The sequence below is a fragment of the Mammaliicoccus sp. P-M59 genome, from assembly GCF_022386135.1.
Classification (GTDB): Bacteria; Bacillota; Bacilli; order Staphylococcales; family Staphylococcaceae; genus Mammaliicoccus; species Mammaliicoccus sciuri_A.
The window spans coordinates 41,790-56,936 of sequence record NZ_JAJNJJ010000002.1 but is presented as its reverse complement, the minus strand read 5'-3'; the positions used below and the strand labels follow the sequence as shown (position 1 = coordinate 56,936).

Genomic DNA, 15,147 nt, shown 5'->3' with positions numbered 1-15,147 from the left:
TAAAATAACATATTGAGAGGAAATTATTATGGCAATAGGTATTGATAAATTAGATTTTTACATCCCAAGTTTTTATGTAAGTATGGAAGATTTGGCAAATGCTCGTGGAGTAGATCCAAATAAATTTAAAATTGGTATCGGACAAAATAAAATGGCCGTTAATCCAGTGAGCCAAGATATTATATCAATGGGTATTAACGCAGCTCAAGATATTTTATCTGAACAAGATAAAAAAGATATCGACATGGTGATCGTAGCGACTGAATCAGGCGTTGATCATTCTAAAGCAGCATCAATAGAAATTCATAACCAATTAAATATTCAACCATTTGCACGTTGTATCGAAATGAAAGAAGCATGTTACTCAGCTACAGCAGCTATCCAACTTGCTAAAGATTTCTTATCAAACAACCCAAACAAGAAAGTACTTGTAATCGCATCTGATATCGCACGTTACGGATTAAATTCAGGTGGCGAACCTACACAAGGTGCAGGAGCAGTCGCTTTATTATTAAGTCATAATCCTAGAATTTTAGAATTAAATGACGATAGCGTTGCATATACTAATAACGTATATGATTTCTGGAGACCAACTTCTGAAAAATATCCTGTCGTAGATGGTGCTTTATCTAAAGATGCATACATTGAATCATTCAACACAGTTTGGAATGAATACGCTAAACGTACAGGTCATGAAGTAAATGATTTTGAATCATTCTGTTTCCACGTTCCATTTACTAAAATGGGCGAAAAAGCCTTCAAGACTATTTTAAACGAAAACGTAGAAGATTCAATTAAAAACAGATTAATGGATGCATATCAAGATTCTGTATTATGGAATAGAGACGTAGGAAATATTTATACAGGTTCATTGTATTTAAGTTTAATCTCTTTATTACAAAACCATACATTCCAAGCTGGACAAAAAGTATGTCTATTTAGTTATGGTTCAGGCGCAGTAGGTGAAATATTTAGTGGTTCAATCGTAGAAGGTTATGATAAAGCACTAGATAAAGAAAAACACCTAGACATGCTTGCATCAAGAGAACAATTATCTGTAGAAGAATACGAAACATTCTTTAATAGATTTGATAACCAAGAATTCGACTTCGATCGCGAACTTAGACAAGACCCATATTCAAAAGTATACTTACACAGTATCGCAGATCACATTAGAACATATAAAACAGAAGAATAATAAATGAAGCCTAGGACAAGACGTCCTAGGCTTTTGAAATTTTTAGGTGTATTTTTTGAGTATGAGTTGTATTGCTGAAAAGATGTGAGTTAAAGATGTAGTAAACTCACGAGATCGTGAAACATGTGAGTTAAAAGTGGAGTAAACTCACGAGATAGCCAAACATGTGAGTTAAAGAGGTAATAAACTCACAAGATTGTGAAAGATGTGAGTTAAAGGTGTAATAAACTCACGAGATAGCCAAACATGTGAGTTAAAGAGGTAATAAACTCACAAGATCGTGAAAGATGTGAGTTAAAGAAGTAATAAACTCACGAGATCGCAAAAGATGTGAGTTAAAGGCGGAATAAACTCACGAGATAGCCAAACATGTGAGTTAAAGGTGCAGTAAACTCACAAGATAGCAAAAATTGAACTTTATAAGTATCAAAGCCTAGGACATCTCTCAAGACGTCCTAGGCTTTTGCTTTTTGTATTAAACTTTTTCTATATATTGATCTTCGTATTCGACATCTTTACCGACTGGTTCCCACTTAATATAAGTTGTAATGATAAGTCCAACTATAGGTACTAATGCTAATAGCAGCATTGTCTTATTCAATCCTAAATTAGCTAATATAATTGGGAAAATAAATGTACCAAACATACTACCAAATCTACTTACGGATTCTACAAAGCCTGTTCCTTTACCTCGTAGGATTGTAGGGTATGATAGGGCGGCAATTGCTTTCCCTTGAGTTCCTGGTCCACCTGAATGTCCAAATAGGAAGAATGCGACCATTAACGCGATTAACCATGTATAGGTTTGTCCATAAAATAAACCTATAATAATCATGGCTGTACCGACAATACTAAACCCAGCAATTGTTAACTTACGTGCGCCGTATTTTGTTGTGAGTAATGCACCAGTTAAACCACCAATGATACCCGCGATATTAATGAGTGCAGTACCTGATAGAGATTCGATTTTATTTTCTCCGATAATATAAATTGCGATTAAAGGAATATACAGCCCGATTGCGTAGTACTGCATACCTTGTAATGTTGCAATGGAAGTCGCTAATATTGTTCTTTTTCGATAGCGTTTATTAAATAACGTACGTAAAGGATTTTTAACTTCTGTTTTACTAAATGATTCATTTTCACCTTTATTGGGCTCGATATTCACATTGATGTTGTAGTTCTTCTCGAGTTCTTTACTCGCTTCTGTTAAGGTTTTATTTTTCATTGACCATGATGGACTTTCGCTTAAATAAAATAATCTTAATACGAGTATAATCGTTGCGAACAATGCACCGAGAGCTACAGAATAACGCCATAACCAAGCGCCAGTTCCAAGAGAATATAATAAAATAACGATAAGAGCCGAAGATACAACGGCGATATACCAAACAACTTGCCAATAGTTGACGTTACGGCCCTTATCTTTTTTATTACTGATTTCTGCTATAAATGTAAAAGCAACTGGGCTATCCATGCCAATCGCAAAGCCCATTAATAATCTGAAACATAATAAAATAGCTGGTGCAGGTGATAACGCGGCACCAATCGCCCCGATGATTAAAGAGATAAGTGAGACAGATAGAATCAATTTACGACCTAATTTATAGGCGTAAAATCCACCAATCGCAGCACCAAATAATGCACCGAATGGCATTGCTGTCATAATAAATGATAAGTAAGTTGGAGAAAGTTTGAATTCTTGCGTAAGTTGATCAGTCGCTGTACCTAATATTGTTAAATCATAAGCATCTAAAAATATTGTACCTAATACGATAATCAATAATAGTGACGTACGCTTTGTCGTCTTCCGTTCGTTCACATAATCGATAATATCCTGTTTCGTATGTATTGTAATTGTTTCACTAGCCATAACCATACCCTCCTAAAAATAAGTTACACATTTTGTTGGCAATAAACAGACCATTAATGTGATAATACAGTTATGCTGATTCTACGGATGTTTGTTGTAAATATATACCCTAAGAATCAAAAAATTAACAAATTAAAAATAAAAAACGCAAGGAGAGGTAATATGTTAACAATATATGGACATAGAGGATTACCTAGTAAAGCTCCAGAAAATACAATAGCATCTTTTAAAGCGGCTTCAGAAATAGAAGGCGTAAATTGGCTAGAATTAGATGTAGGTATTACAAAAGATGAACAATTAATCATCATTCATGATGACTATTTAGACCGTACAACAAGTATGTCCGGGGAAATAACAGCATTAAACTATGAAGAATTAAAAGAAGCATCAGCAGGATCATGGTATGGTGAGAAATTTAAAGATGAACACTTACCAACATTCGATGATGTTATAGAAATAGCGAATGAATATAACATGAACTTAAACGTAGAATTAAAAGGCGTCACTGGACCGAATGGACTGGCCCTATCTAAAAGTATGGTAAAACAAGTTAAAGAAAAACTAGCAAACTTAAATCAAAATCAAGAAGTACTCATATCAAGTTTTAACGTTGTACTCGTTAAACTAGCAGAAGAAATCATGCCAGAATATAAAAGAGCCGTCATCTTCCATACAACAGGATTCAAAGAAGACTGGAGAACATTGTTAGACTATTGCAATGCGAAGATAGTGAATACAGAAGATGCCAAACTCACAAAAGCAAAAGTAAGAATGGTCAAAGAAGCGGGTTATGAATTAAACGTTTGGACCGTAAACAAACCAGCTCGCGCAAACCAACTAGCAAACTGGGGCGTTGATGGCATATTCACAGACAGTGCAGATAAAATGGTGCATTTGTCTGAGTAGGAGAGACTATAAAAATATAATCTTTTAAACACTAGGTTGTTCAAATAGAATAACCTAGTGTTTTTTGTTTGTAATATGTAAAAAAACATATTGATAATTTATTCCAAATGATAAAATAATTTCAAGAGTAGTAAATGAAAAACAATAAACGGGAGAAAAAGTATGAAAAAATTTTTTGTTTTAGTTTGCTTATTATTGATTGTTTCTGGCTGTGAGAAATTAAACAATCATCAAGAAACGATAACTGTTTATTCTCCGTATCCTAGAGAATTAATACGTTCTTTATTAAATGACTTTGAGCAAACTGAAAATGTTAAAGTTGAACTAAAGCAGGGTTCTACACAAGTATTATTAAGGGAAATACATCAATCAGATGAAGATGAACTAGGGGATATTGTGGTTGGTGGTGTTTTGTCAGAAATGATTGAACATCCAGATGATTTTGAAGTATACGAATCGAAAAATCAGAAGTATATGAAATATGCTAAACAAAAAGTTCCGTATGTATCAGATTTCATATTAATGCCAACTACGATTGTTGTGAACGAAGACTTAATAGGAAATATTAAAGTTAGAGGTTATAAAGACTTACATGCAGATGAATTGAAAGGTAAAGTGGTCTATTCTAATCCTTTAGAAACAACGACAGGATATCAGCATATGAAAGCTATTGAAAGTATCAACCATGATGTTGATGACGTAAAAGATTTTATGGCTTCTGCAAATAAAGTTGATAAATCTTCTAAAGTTATTCAAGAAGTAGCAAAAGGTAAATATTATGCTGGTTTAAGTTATGAATCGGATGCTAAAGCTTATATTAATAAAGGTTATCCTTTGAAAATGATTTATCCAAGTGAAGGTACAATGTTGAATCATGACGGCATCGCACTTGTAAAAAAAGAAAATATTAATCCGAAAAGTAAAAAACTGATTAATTATTTACAAAGTAAAAAAGTTCAACAAAAAATAGCAGATGAGTATAAAATTCAGTCTGGTAGAAAAGATGTTTTTAATCAAAATAAGCAAGTTGCAGCAAAGTTCAGGGAAATACCTGTTATTAAAGATGAGGACATTAGTCACTTATCAAGAAAGCAATTTTTGGAGTTGATTCAATGATACCAACTAAACCTTATCAACGTATGATTAGAAAATCTTTATTTATCACTACTATACTACCGGCATTTTTAATTATATTAATAGGATTTGCAACATTTTTAGGCGTATACAGAATGATTGAAATAAATAGTTTGAAGCATAATATAGTTGAAAGTAAAGATATTGTCACGTCATTAAATCAAAAAGTTACAAAAGCCATTAAGAATGATAAACACAAATTTGAATCTTTAAATCCTAAGAATGATCATGATAAAACAGAAATACGTCGTCTCATTAATGACTCGATTCACATAAAAGATGCTACCATGATTTATATATTAGAAAATCATGATATAAAAATGACGAATAATTATGAAGACAAAAATTTATCGAATTTACTTCGCATAAAAAGTCAAAATATAAAGTTTAACAATGGTTATTATAAACTTTCGATATACATAGAAGAACAACCTTATTTGAATCAATTGCATTATAAAAATAATCAACATTTATTATTAGTAGATAGTTATGATAATGTCTTGTATTCAAATTATGAAAAGATCCCGTCAAACTATAAAGTCACATTATCTAAATTTGGCTATGTTTATAAAAGTGAATATCTACCTGAGTTAAATGCACACATTGTTTTATTAAAAGATATACATGAAATATTGAATGACGGTTTTAAATTATTATCAATTATGTTGTTAACATTCGTCATTTTAACTATATTTGGTTACATTTCTTCTAGTAAAATTTCTCAAGTTCAAACGCGAGATATAGAATCAATTATTAAGCGAATTAAATACGCTAAAGAAAGAAAGCTCGGAACATATGAACCTTTATCTCGTACGAGTGAACTAGAAGAAATTAATAAGTATGTTTATGATTTGTTTGAATCCAATGAAGCATTAATTCATTCAATTGAAGATACAGAAAAATCATTGAGAGAAATTCAACTTAAAGAAATAGAAAGACAATTTCACCCGCATTTTTTATTCAATACAATGCAAACGATACAATATCTTGTAAGTACTTCTCCGAACAAGGCGGAAGAAATTTTGCAACAACTATCAGAAATGCTGAGATATTCATTAAGAGTTAAGTCTGATAATGTACTTGTTAAAGATGAACTCCTATATATAAAGAAATATATCTCAATTCAAAATGTAAGATTTGACGACAAAATAAAATTATTAATCGATGTACCTTCTGATATTAAAGAAATGAAAATCGATAAAATGTGTATATTTCCATTTATAGAAAATGCGATCAAACATAATGAACGTGAACATGATTTGACAATTAATATTCGAATAAGAGAAAACGCGCATCATCTTCTTATTATTGTTAAAGATGATGGGGATGGCATGTCAAAAGAACAACTAAGATTAACGCGAGAAAATTTAAATCTTTCTGTTTATGAAACAACACATTTAGGATTAAACCATTTAAATCATAAATTAATCTTGAAGTATGGTTTAAGATCAAAAATAAAAATTTATTCAATTGAAAATAAAGGCACAATGATTGCTCTAAGAATTCCTAAAGGTAGGTGAGTATTATGCATACAGTTATTATTTGTGATGATGAGAGAATTATAAGAGAAGGTTTGAAGTCTTCTATACAATGGTCTGATTATAATTTCAATGAAGTATTGTTAGCAAAAGACGGAGAAGAGGCACTGGAATTAATTCATCTTAATCATCCACTACTTGTGATTATTGATATTAGAATGCCTAAGATGAATGGCATACAATTACTAGAGAACATTAAAGACATTTCTTGTGAGAAAATTATTTTATCTAGTTATGACGATTACGAATATATGAAAGCAGGCATTCAACATAAAGTAACAGATTATTTACTTAAACCTATTAACCAACAAGAATTAAAACAAATACTCAATAAGATTTATGAAAAGTATGATGATCAAGAAGAAAAAGTAGATATAGAAGTGTTCAAACCTTTAAAAGAGGTTGATTATGATGACTATTATGTAAATAAAATCATTCAATATATCCGTAAACATTATCATGATAAACAATCAGTGAAAGAAATGCTTAGTCAATTTGACGCAAGTGAAAGCTATCTTATGAGGATTTTTAAACAAGAAGTAGGTATTACAATATTAGATTACTTAAATAGATATAGAGTATTTAAATCCCTTCATCTACTAGAACACCATTATAAACATTATGAAGTAGCTGACATGGTAGGATTTTCAGAATATAAAGTGTTTAGTTATCAATTCAAAAAATATTTAGAAGTATCACCAAGTGATTATATGAAAAAATAAAAAGGAATGGGTTAAAATCCATTCCTTTTTTATATTAAATATTTAATGAGCGTATTTTCTTTTCTTCATAATATGCAACGATACATAATAAAATGATACCAATGAATAAAGCGAAGTAGAAGACGATAAAGACATCTGTCCAACCGCTAAGTGTGTATCCAAATACATTTAATCCTTTTGATTTAGGGTCTGCAATAGCAGCTAGTCCTACTTTGGCCATTGAATCACCGAATAAATAAGCGAATGATCCTGTCATACCGTTAGCAACACTGATTGCTCGTTTTGGTACAAATCCTGTTAATGAAACACCAATCAATAGTTGAGGTCCAAAGATTAATGCACCTAATGCAAATAAAGCGATATTAACCATAGCAACACTTGTAGCATTTGTATAAAGTATAACTACAAATGTAATGATAAACATACAACCAACTGCTACGACAGCGCGACGTCCTTTTAGTAAATCGGAAACATATCCCCATAATAAACTAGCAACAAGTGCACCAATCTCAAAATAGAATATGGTATTGATAGCGTCAGATTGACCGAATCCTAAATGTTCAGATACGTATAAAGGTGCCCAGTTATCTATACCTATACGTACTATATAAACAAATACGTTTGAAATACATAAAATCCAAATAACCGGATTTTTTAATATGTAAGTTTTGAAAATTTCCCATTTTGACATATGAACTGAATCAATATTTTCTTGCTCAATTGGTTCTTCCCATATTTCTTCAGCACGATTCCAACCTAATTCTTCAGGATCATCTTTACCAATGAATAAACCTGCAATACCTATAATTAAAGCAATGACTGAAGGGAAGATAAACATACCAACAACACTACCATTAAAGAATGTATGTGCACCCCATAAAGCAAGTCCACCGGCTATTGCACCACCGATATTATGTGAAGTATTCCAAAATCCAAGATAACGTCCTCTTTTCGAACGTGGTGCCCATCTTGAGATTGTCGAATAACTAGCTGGACCACCAACTGATTGGAACACACCGTTTAATCCCCATAAAACAATGAATAGTCCTAAAATAGAACCAAAGTAACTAAGCGTAAAGCCCATTATTAAAACAGCAAGTGCTGCTAAAACAAGTAAGAATGAAATAACTTTCTTAGTGTTCTTACCATCTATAAAATAGCCAAGTAATGATTTACCAAGCCCATATGTAATACTAAACGCTAACCCGATATATCCTAATTCTAAAGTAGTCAGACCGACTTCTTCTTTTAGTAATGGCTGAGCAGCTTTAAAGTTATTTCTAATTAAATACATTGCCATATATGTAAAGAATACTACAAAGAAAGCTTTCATAAAGTGTCGAAGCCATAACTTTCTTTGAGTTGAAAGTGGAATTCCTTTGTTAGGAATTTTGTTAATTTCAAAAAATTGCATGTAATCACCCCGTGTAGTTTTGTATATAAAAATCTTAGCAATTTGTGTAAGCGCTTTATATACGAAGAAATGTCATTTTATCCAAAAAAGTGAAGTGATTTTCCAAAACAAAAACAGAGGTAAGTCTTCCGTATTAGTGGCGGTAGTCTTACCTCTGTTTTTTAATATTACATCATTGCTACTTTTAATAAATCTAGCACGCCGCTTGATGAGCCTGGGAATGCAAAGATGAGTTGATTAAGGTCTTTGGCTGTTAGTTTTTGGTTAACGATAAATGTGAGTAGGTTGATTAAGTTTGCTGCGTCGTCTGCGTAGATTTCTGCGCCTACGAGTTGTTTGTCTGCGTTTAATATAATTGTCATTTCTGCTTCTATTTCATTTTTATATTCAAATACCATTTGTTTACCGAACGGTATGTCTTTTATTGTATATGCTTCGTTATCTTCTGCTTCTTTAACAGTAACACCGATTTGTGAAAGTCTTGGTAATGAGTATAGTACTGATGGTATTGCTGGATATTGAATAGGGTTTGGATTGATGCCCAATATGTGAGACGCGATGTAGTTAGATTCAAATGTTGCTGTTGGTGTTAATTTAGGAATTGTTTTATCTAATACATCTCCGCTTGCATATATGTTGTGTATGTTTGTTCTTAAATGATCATCAACTCGAATACCTTTTTCACTATATTCAATGCCTAATTCGTCTAATCCTATATTTTGTACATTTGGTTTACGACCTGTTGCGTCTAGTACATATTCAGTGTCAATGCTAAGTCCAGATTCTGTTGTAACGTTGTAACTGTTGCCAGCTTGTTGGACTGATTGAACATTTTCATTGAAATGGAATTGTACGCCTTCTGCTTCTAATTTATGAATTAATTTAGCGATATGTTTTTCATTAAAGCCTTCTAATGGTTTGTCTGTATGGTGGATGACGTGAACCTCAGCGCCAGATTTAATTGCGATTGAAGCGAATTCGATGCTAATGATACCGGCACCAATAAATGTGATGTTATTTGGCATTTTATCTAAAGATAAAAAGTCACGACTATCATGTGTTAATGCACTACCTTCTATATCTAATTTATTACTATGTTGACCTGTGGCAATAACGATGTTCTCTGCTTGAATAGGTGTGCCTTCAACATCAATTGTATGAGCATCTACTAATTTACCGGCACCCATGATTACTTCAATACCTTGTTGTTCAAACATAGATTTAAGCGTATTAGAAAGAGGATTAATGACAGCTTTCTTATATTGCATCAAGTTCTCCCAGTTTACATGTAATTGATCAGATTCAATAATTTGAGGATAGTGACTAGCTTCTTCTAGAACTTCATAAGGTCCTTCAAGTAAGATTTTGGCATTACAGCCATAATTCGTACATGTACCAGCTATCGTGTCTTTTTCTATAATTGCTACAGATTTGCCAGCATGTTTTAACGTTAACGCAGCATGCCATGCAGCATGGCCACTACCTATAAATACAACATCAAATTTTTTCATAGTTTATCATCCTTTATATATTATTTATTTAATTGCTTTCTTAAAGTTGTTTCTAATTGATCCATAATGTCTTTCGTTTGTTTGTATAATTCTAAATCCATTTCTTCTGATATACATTTAGAGATGGCATCATAAATAGGTTGTTTTTGTTCTTTTCCTTTTTGAGTTAATGAAACAATTAATTGTCTTTTGTCTTGGTCTGATTTTTGTCGAGTAACCCATCCTGATTGTTCTAATCTTTTAAGAAGTGGGGTAAGCGTGTTGCTTGAAAGGTCCAATTTCTGACCAATCGAATGTAATGTTTGAGGATTTTCTTCCCATAATGAAAGTAAGACTAAATATTGTGAGTAAGTTAAACCAAATGACTTAAGTTCTTTTTCATAAAATTGAGCAAATAATCGACTTACATTATATGCTGAGAAACATACTTGATTGGCTAGCTTCATATTGTGATCCATAAAATACTCCTTTCTATCGTGTGCGATTGATTATATATTAAACTATCGCGCACGATTAATCAAAGAAGGTGCTCACAAATTGAAAAAAGATACTAATGTTGATAACTTATAAATAACAAAAGTAAAGATTGTCCTTTTACAGAAATTGTAATAATATAAATTTAAAGATGAACATGTAGTCGTGGAGGGATAGTTGTGAGTGAAAATCATGACAAAGATATTAATGAGGAAATAGAGAAAGAATTGCTAGAATATCTAGAGAATAAAGACGAAATAGAAGCAGCAAAGCCTAAAAAGAAAAAATATATGAGCATGGTATTTATATGTAGTTTAATTCTTGCATTACTATATATATCAAGGATTCTTATGAATATATTTTAAAGATATAACAAACAGAGCAGCATCCGTAATTGGATGCTGCTCTGTTTGTTTATTTATCAATACGATACGTTTTCTTGCCGTTATCATATAAATCGTCATACACTTTTCCTGATATTTCGGCATTATAACTTGCCATACCTTTATCTTGAACATCTTTCACATTAATAGCCATCATCATATTTGGATTATCTTTATCATATGAAATGAACCAGCCTATTTGTTGTCCTGTCTCACCTTGTTTCATCTTGAGTTCAGCTGTACCTGATTTACCAACTAAGTTGGCATATGATCTATAAATATCTTCTCTATGTGTTTTGTTGACGACTTGTTGCATACCGTCTGTTAACAATTTAATATTTTCCTGGGAAATGATATTCTTCTTCCAGACTTTATTTTTCGTATCTTTCAGTACATGTGGTGCATTCACATTACCTTTATTCTCTAATGCACTGTATATTGAAAGAATTTGAACTGGATTAATCAATATTTCACCTTGGCCATAACCTGAGTCAGCTAACAATATTTCATTATCTAAGTTCTTATTTGAAATTTGTGCATTATAGAATGGATAATCACTCGGGATATCTTCACCAACACCTAGACGTTTCATACCTTCTTCGAATTTTTTACTTCCTAATTCAAGTGCAACTCTCGCAAAGAAGATATTATCCGATGATTCAATAGCTTGTTTTAAGTCGATATCACCATTAACAACTTCATATCTTGTGACGTTGTAATCACCCCAAGATTTATCTTTTTGCCAGCCTTTTCCGTTAATTTTATAACTTGTTTTGTCGTCTAACGTCTTATTATTTAAGCCAATCATAGCTGTTAATATTTTTTGAGTAGAACCTGGTGATGTCGTGATTTGGAACTTATTAAGAAGTGGCTCTTTATCATCTTCTGTTAATTTCTTATAATCTTCATCGCTCATACCGTTCATAAATGGATAAACATCATAAGATGGCGTGCTGACAAGTGCTAACAATTCGCCTGTTTGTGGATGAATAGCAGTCCCTGAACCGTAGTCATCTTTCATGTTGTTATAAATACTTTTTTGAACTCTGGCATCAATGGTTAATTTAATATCTTTGCCATCTTTTTTCTTTTTCTTAATCAATGTATCTATCACTTTATTATTATCATCAATAATTGTGACACGATACCCGTCTTTATTTTGAAGTTCTTTATCGTAAAGTTTTTCGATCCCTTTTTTACCGACGATGGCATCTTTTTTATAACCTTTAAATGCTTTTTGCTTTAATTCTTCTGAGTTAATAGGGCCAACATAACCAAGCAAGTGCGTTGTTGCTTCTTCAAGCGGATACTGTCGACTTTCTGTTTCTTGTGTTGTGAGATGATACTTCTCAACAAAATTCTTTGTATCTTGATTCATATTTTGAACAGTCTTAAGAGGGACGAATGTATCATCTTTAACCCAGTCCTGTTCTGTTTGTTGTTTAATGTACGATTCTGAAAGGTCTAATTTTTCAGCGATTGCTTTATAATCATTTGTCGAAACATTATTAGGAACAATGCCAACTTCATGTGCTGTTCCTGTAGTGGCTAACTCTACATTGTTTCGGTCTAAAATCTTACCTCGTTCTGATTTCAATGGTTCAATATTGATAGATTGATTTTTCTTCATGCCTGGAATAATGACACTTTGATTCCAATCCAATTTCCAATCTTTATCTTCTTTAATAAAGTTTAATTTTACGTCGCGATTAATTTTGCCGTAATTCGTTTGAAGTTCATATTTTGCTGTGACTTGCTTTTTGTCTTTTGAAACCTTTTTGATATCACGATCTTTAATGTTGATATCTTTGACGCCGAGACTGTCATAAATCTTAATAGGACGGTCTGTCATTTCTACTTCACCATTATCGTTTTTAGATTGGTAAGTACTATTTTTGAAGACTTGCTTAACGTTTTTATCTTCAATGGCATCAATTGTTTCGTTTATTTTCTTATCTTTAGATGCATAAAAGAATACGCCTGAACCAACAGCGATGATTACTATCACGATGGCGATGATTAATTTTTTCATAAGAATCCTCCCAGAATTAGGACTAAGAATGAGTGTTTCATTTATTCTATTGAAAGAATATAGTTATATCAATAATACCTTTTCAAATTAAAACATTAAACTAAAATCATTTGTATTTTACAACTATATATTTAAAAAAGCAGAGGAAACAATCAAAAGATTGAATATTTCCTCTGCCTTTTTAATGCAATAAAACTGAAAATTAACCGAAAGTTTGAATGCAAGTCTTGATTAAATCAATAATGCTTGTAATAACACCAGCGATATCCATTTGCAAAACCTCTTTCCTTTTAAGATACATTAAGTATAAATAAACTTAACCCATTTATGTTAAAAATTCCCTATAAAGCAAAAAATCATACATAACTGTCAATCAATTAAAAAACAACGTACAAATATGCACAAAAACCCGTCACTTAGGGAATGTGAAGAGATTTAAACAGTTCGGAAACATAACTATTCAAAAGAAAAAGTAATGTTAAAGTGGCTGAAATTGTATATTTACTCCTTTTTTTAACACAAAAGTCAGAAAATTCCGAAATGTTTATTTACTTTGATGTTTCTAATTGATAATATGCTTAAATAATAAGAATTTTTATTTAAGGAAAGGGGAATTTTTGTGGGAAAAGTACAAGATGTTATGAATAGGGATAAACAATATTTTGCTAAAGCTGGGCGTATTCCTTATTATCCATTAGTCATTGAAGAAGCTCATGGCTCAACTTTGATTGATGTAGAAGGAAAGAAATATATTGATTTATTATCGAGTGCTAGTTCACAAAATGTAGGACATACGCCTAAAAAAGTAGTTGAAGCTATTCAAAGACAGGCTTCTAAAATGGTTCATTACACACCAGCGTATATGCACCATGAACCACTTACAAAGTTATCTGAAAAGCTATGTAAATTATCTCCAGGTAATTTTGAGAAACAAGTTCTGTTTGGTTTAACTGGTTCTGATGCTTGTGATGGAATGATTAAATTTGCAAGAGGCTATACGGGACGTCCATATATTATTAGTTTTGAAAATGCATATCATGGATCTACATATGGTTCGATTACAGCTTCAACTATTTCTTTGAATATGAGACGTAAAATTGGTCCATTATTACCAGGGTTCTATCATATTCCTTATCCGGATAATTACCGTGGTATGTACAAAGAAAATGAACCGAAGACTGTTGAAGGATATCTTGCACCTTTGAAAGAAATGTTTGAAAAATATGTGCCTCCAGAAGAAGTAGCTTGTATTATGATTGAAACATTTCAAGGGGATGGCGGTTTGTTAGAGCCAGTGCCAGGATATTTTGAAGCATTGTCTGATTTGTGTAAAGAACATGGTATTTTAATTGCTTTAGATGATATTCAACAAGGATTTGGTCGCACCGGTAAGTTTAGTTCAATTGAACATTTTAATATTGAAGCGGATCTTATTGCTTATGGCAAATCAATTGCAGGTGGTATGCCGATGTCAGCCATTGTAGGTCGAAAAGAGATTATGGAAGCACTGGATGCACCAGCTCACTTATTTACAACAGGTGCTAATCCAGTTTGTTGTGAGGCGGCACTTGCCACGATTGAAATTTTAGAAGAAGAGCAATTAATTCAAGAAACTGAAAGAAAAGGTGCAGTTGCCAAAAAGCGCATGAAAGAATGGGCAACAAGATTTGATTGTGTAGGAGATGTACGTGGCAAAGGGTTATCAATCGGAATTGATATTGTTTCTGATAAATCATCCAAGACAAAGGATTCTGAAGCCGCATTAAAAATTTGTAATAGATGCTTTGACCGTGGTGTAGTCATTATCGCTATAGCAGGTAGTGTGCTCAGATTCCAACCACCATTAGTGATTACGGATGAAGAATTAAATACAGCATTAAATATATTAGAAGAAACAATTGAAGAATTAGAACGAGGACAACTTAACAATTACAAGGTCGAAGGCCAAGGATGGTAAGGAGT

The 15,147-nt window shown here is 32.2% G+C and carries 12 protein-coding genes; 7 read left to right on the top strand and 5 right to left on the bottom strand.

All coding sequences use genetic code 11. From position 1 onward, the window contains the following. The first annotated feature begins 28 nt into the window (after nt 1-28). The gene (locus LQ617_RS05365; protein WP_196307698.1) at nt 29-1,198 is read left to right on the top strand and encodes a hydroxymethylglutaryl-CoA synthase; all 1,170 of its coding nucleotides are present in this window, start codon (nt 29-31) and stop codon (nt 1,196-1,198) included. Nucleotides 1,199-1,673: 475 nt separating this feature from the next. Here LQ617_RS05365 and LQ617_RS05360 read toward each other — a convergent pair whose 3' ends face one another. Next, nucleotides 1,674-3,071 carry an MFS transporter gene (locus LQ617_RS05360; RefSeq protein ID WP_239739823.1) on the bottom strand — a complete coding sequence of 466 codons (1,398 nt, stop codon included), beginning with the start codon at nt 3,069-3,071 and terminating at the stop codon, nt 1,674-1,676. Between the two features lie 162 nt (nt 3,072-3,233). Between LQ617_RS05360 and LQ617_RS05355 the strand changes: the two genes are divergently transcribed. From LQ617_RS05355 to LQ617_RS05340, 4 genes are all read left to right on the top strand, one after another. After that, a complete protein-coding gene (locus LQ617_RS05355; RefSeq protein WP_126476579.1) occupies nt 3,234-3,977 on the top strand; it encodes a glycerophosphoryl diester phosphodiesterase in 744 nt (247 codons plus the stop codon). Between the two features lie 162 nt (nt 3,978-4,139). Then, nucleotides 4,140-5,093: an extracellular solute-binding protein gene (locus LQ617_RS05350; RefSeq protein WP_204255488.1), complete on the top strand. Its 954-nt coding sequence runs from the start codon at nt 4,140-4,142 to the stop codon at nt 5,091-5,093. Continuing rightward, nucleotides 5,090-6,631, top strand: coding sequence for a sensor histidine kinase (locus LQ617_RS05345; protein ID WP_239739821.1), 1,542 nt, complete (start codon nt 5,090-5,092; stop codon nt 6,629-6,631). The genes LQ617_RS05350 and LQ617_RS05345 overlap by 4 nt, the downstream gene beginning before the upstream one ends. A gap of 5 nt (nt 6,632-6,636) precedes the next feature. Further along, nucleotides 6,637-7,371: a response regulator transcription factor gene (locus LQ617_RS05340; protein ID WP_037589169.1), complete on the top strand. Its 735-nt coding sequence runs from the start codon at nt 6,637-6,639 to the stop codon at nt 7,369-7,371. 34 nt (nt 7,372-7,405) lie between these two features. Here the strand turns inward: LQ617_RS05340 and uhpT are convergent, their stop codons facing one another. The 3 genes from uhpT to LQ617_RS05325 form a co-directional block, all read right to left on the bottom strand. Then, on the bottom strand, nt 7,406-8,785 hold the full coding sequence (gene uhpT, locus LQ617_RS05335; RefSeq protein ID WP_037589170.1) for a hexose-6-phosphate:phosphate antiporter: 1,380 nt from the start codon (nt 8,783-8,785) through the stop codon (nt 7,406-7,408). Between the two features lie 167 nt (nt 8,786-8,952). Next, entirely contained in the window at nt 8,953-10,296 is a 1,344-nt protein-coding gene (locus LQ617_RS05330; RefSeq protein ID WP_126476575.1) for a dihydrolipoyl dehydrogenase family protein, read from the bottom strand. A gap of 20 nt (nt 10,297-10,316) precedes the next feature. Beyond that, a complete protein-coding gene (locus LQ617_RS05325) occupies nt 10,317-10,754 on the bottom strand; it encodes a MarR family transcriptional regulator (RefSeq protein WP_126476574.1) in 438 nt (145 codons plus the stop codon). Nucleotides 10,755-10,949: 195 nt separating this feature from the next. On the opposite strand from LQ617_RS05325, the gene LQ617_RS05320 reads away from it, so the two are divergent. Further along, nucleotides 10,950-11,135 (top strand): hypothetical protein, encoded by a 186-nt coding sequence (locus LQ617_RS05320; RefSeq protein WP_037589173.1) that lies wholly within the window; start codon nt 10,950-10,952, stop codon nt 11,133-11,135. Nucleotides 11,136-11,184: 49 nt separating this feature from the next. Here LQ617_RS05320 and mecA1 read toward each other — a convergent pair whose 3' ends face one another. Further along, the gene (mecA1, locus tag LQ617_RS05315) at nt 11,185-13,185 is read right to left on the bottom strand and encodes a PBP2a family beta-lactam-resistant peptidoglycan transpeptidase MecA1 (RefSeq protein WP_239739819.1); all 2,001 of its coding nucleotides are present in this window, start codon (nt 13,183-13,185) and stop codon (nt 11,185-11,187) included. Between the two features lie 619 nt (nt 13,186-13,804). On the opposite strand from mecA1, the gene LQ617_RS05310 reads away from it, so the two are divergent. Continuing rightward, complete coding sequence (locus tag LQ617_RS05310; RefSeq protein WP_204186194.1) at nt 13,805-15,142, top strand: aspartate aminotransferase family protein; 1,338 nt, start codon at nt 13,805-13,807, stop codon at nt 15,140-15,142. Nucleotides 15,143-15,147 lie beyond the last annotated feature (5 nt).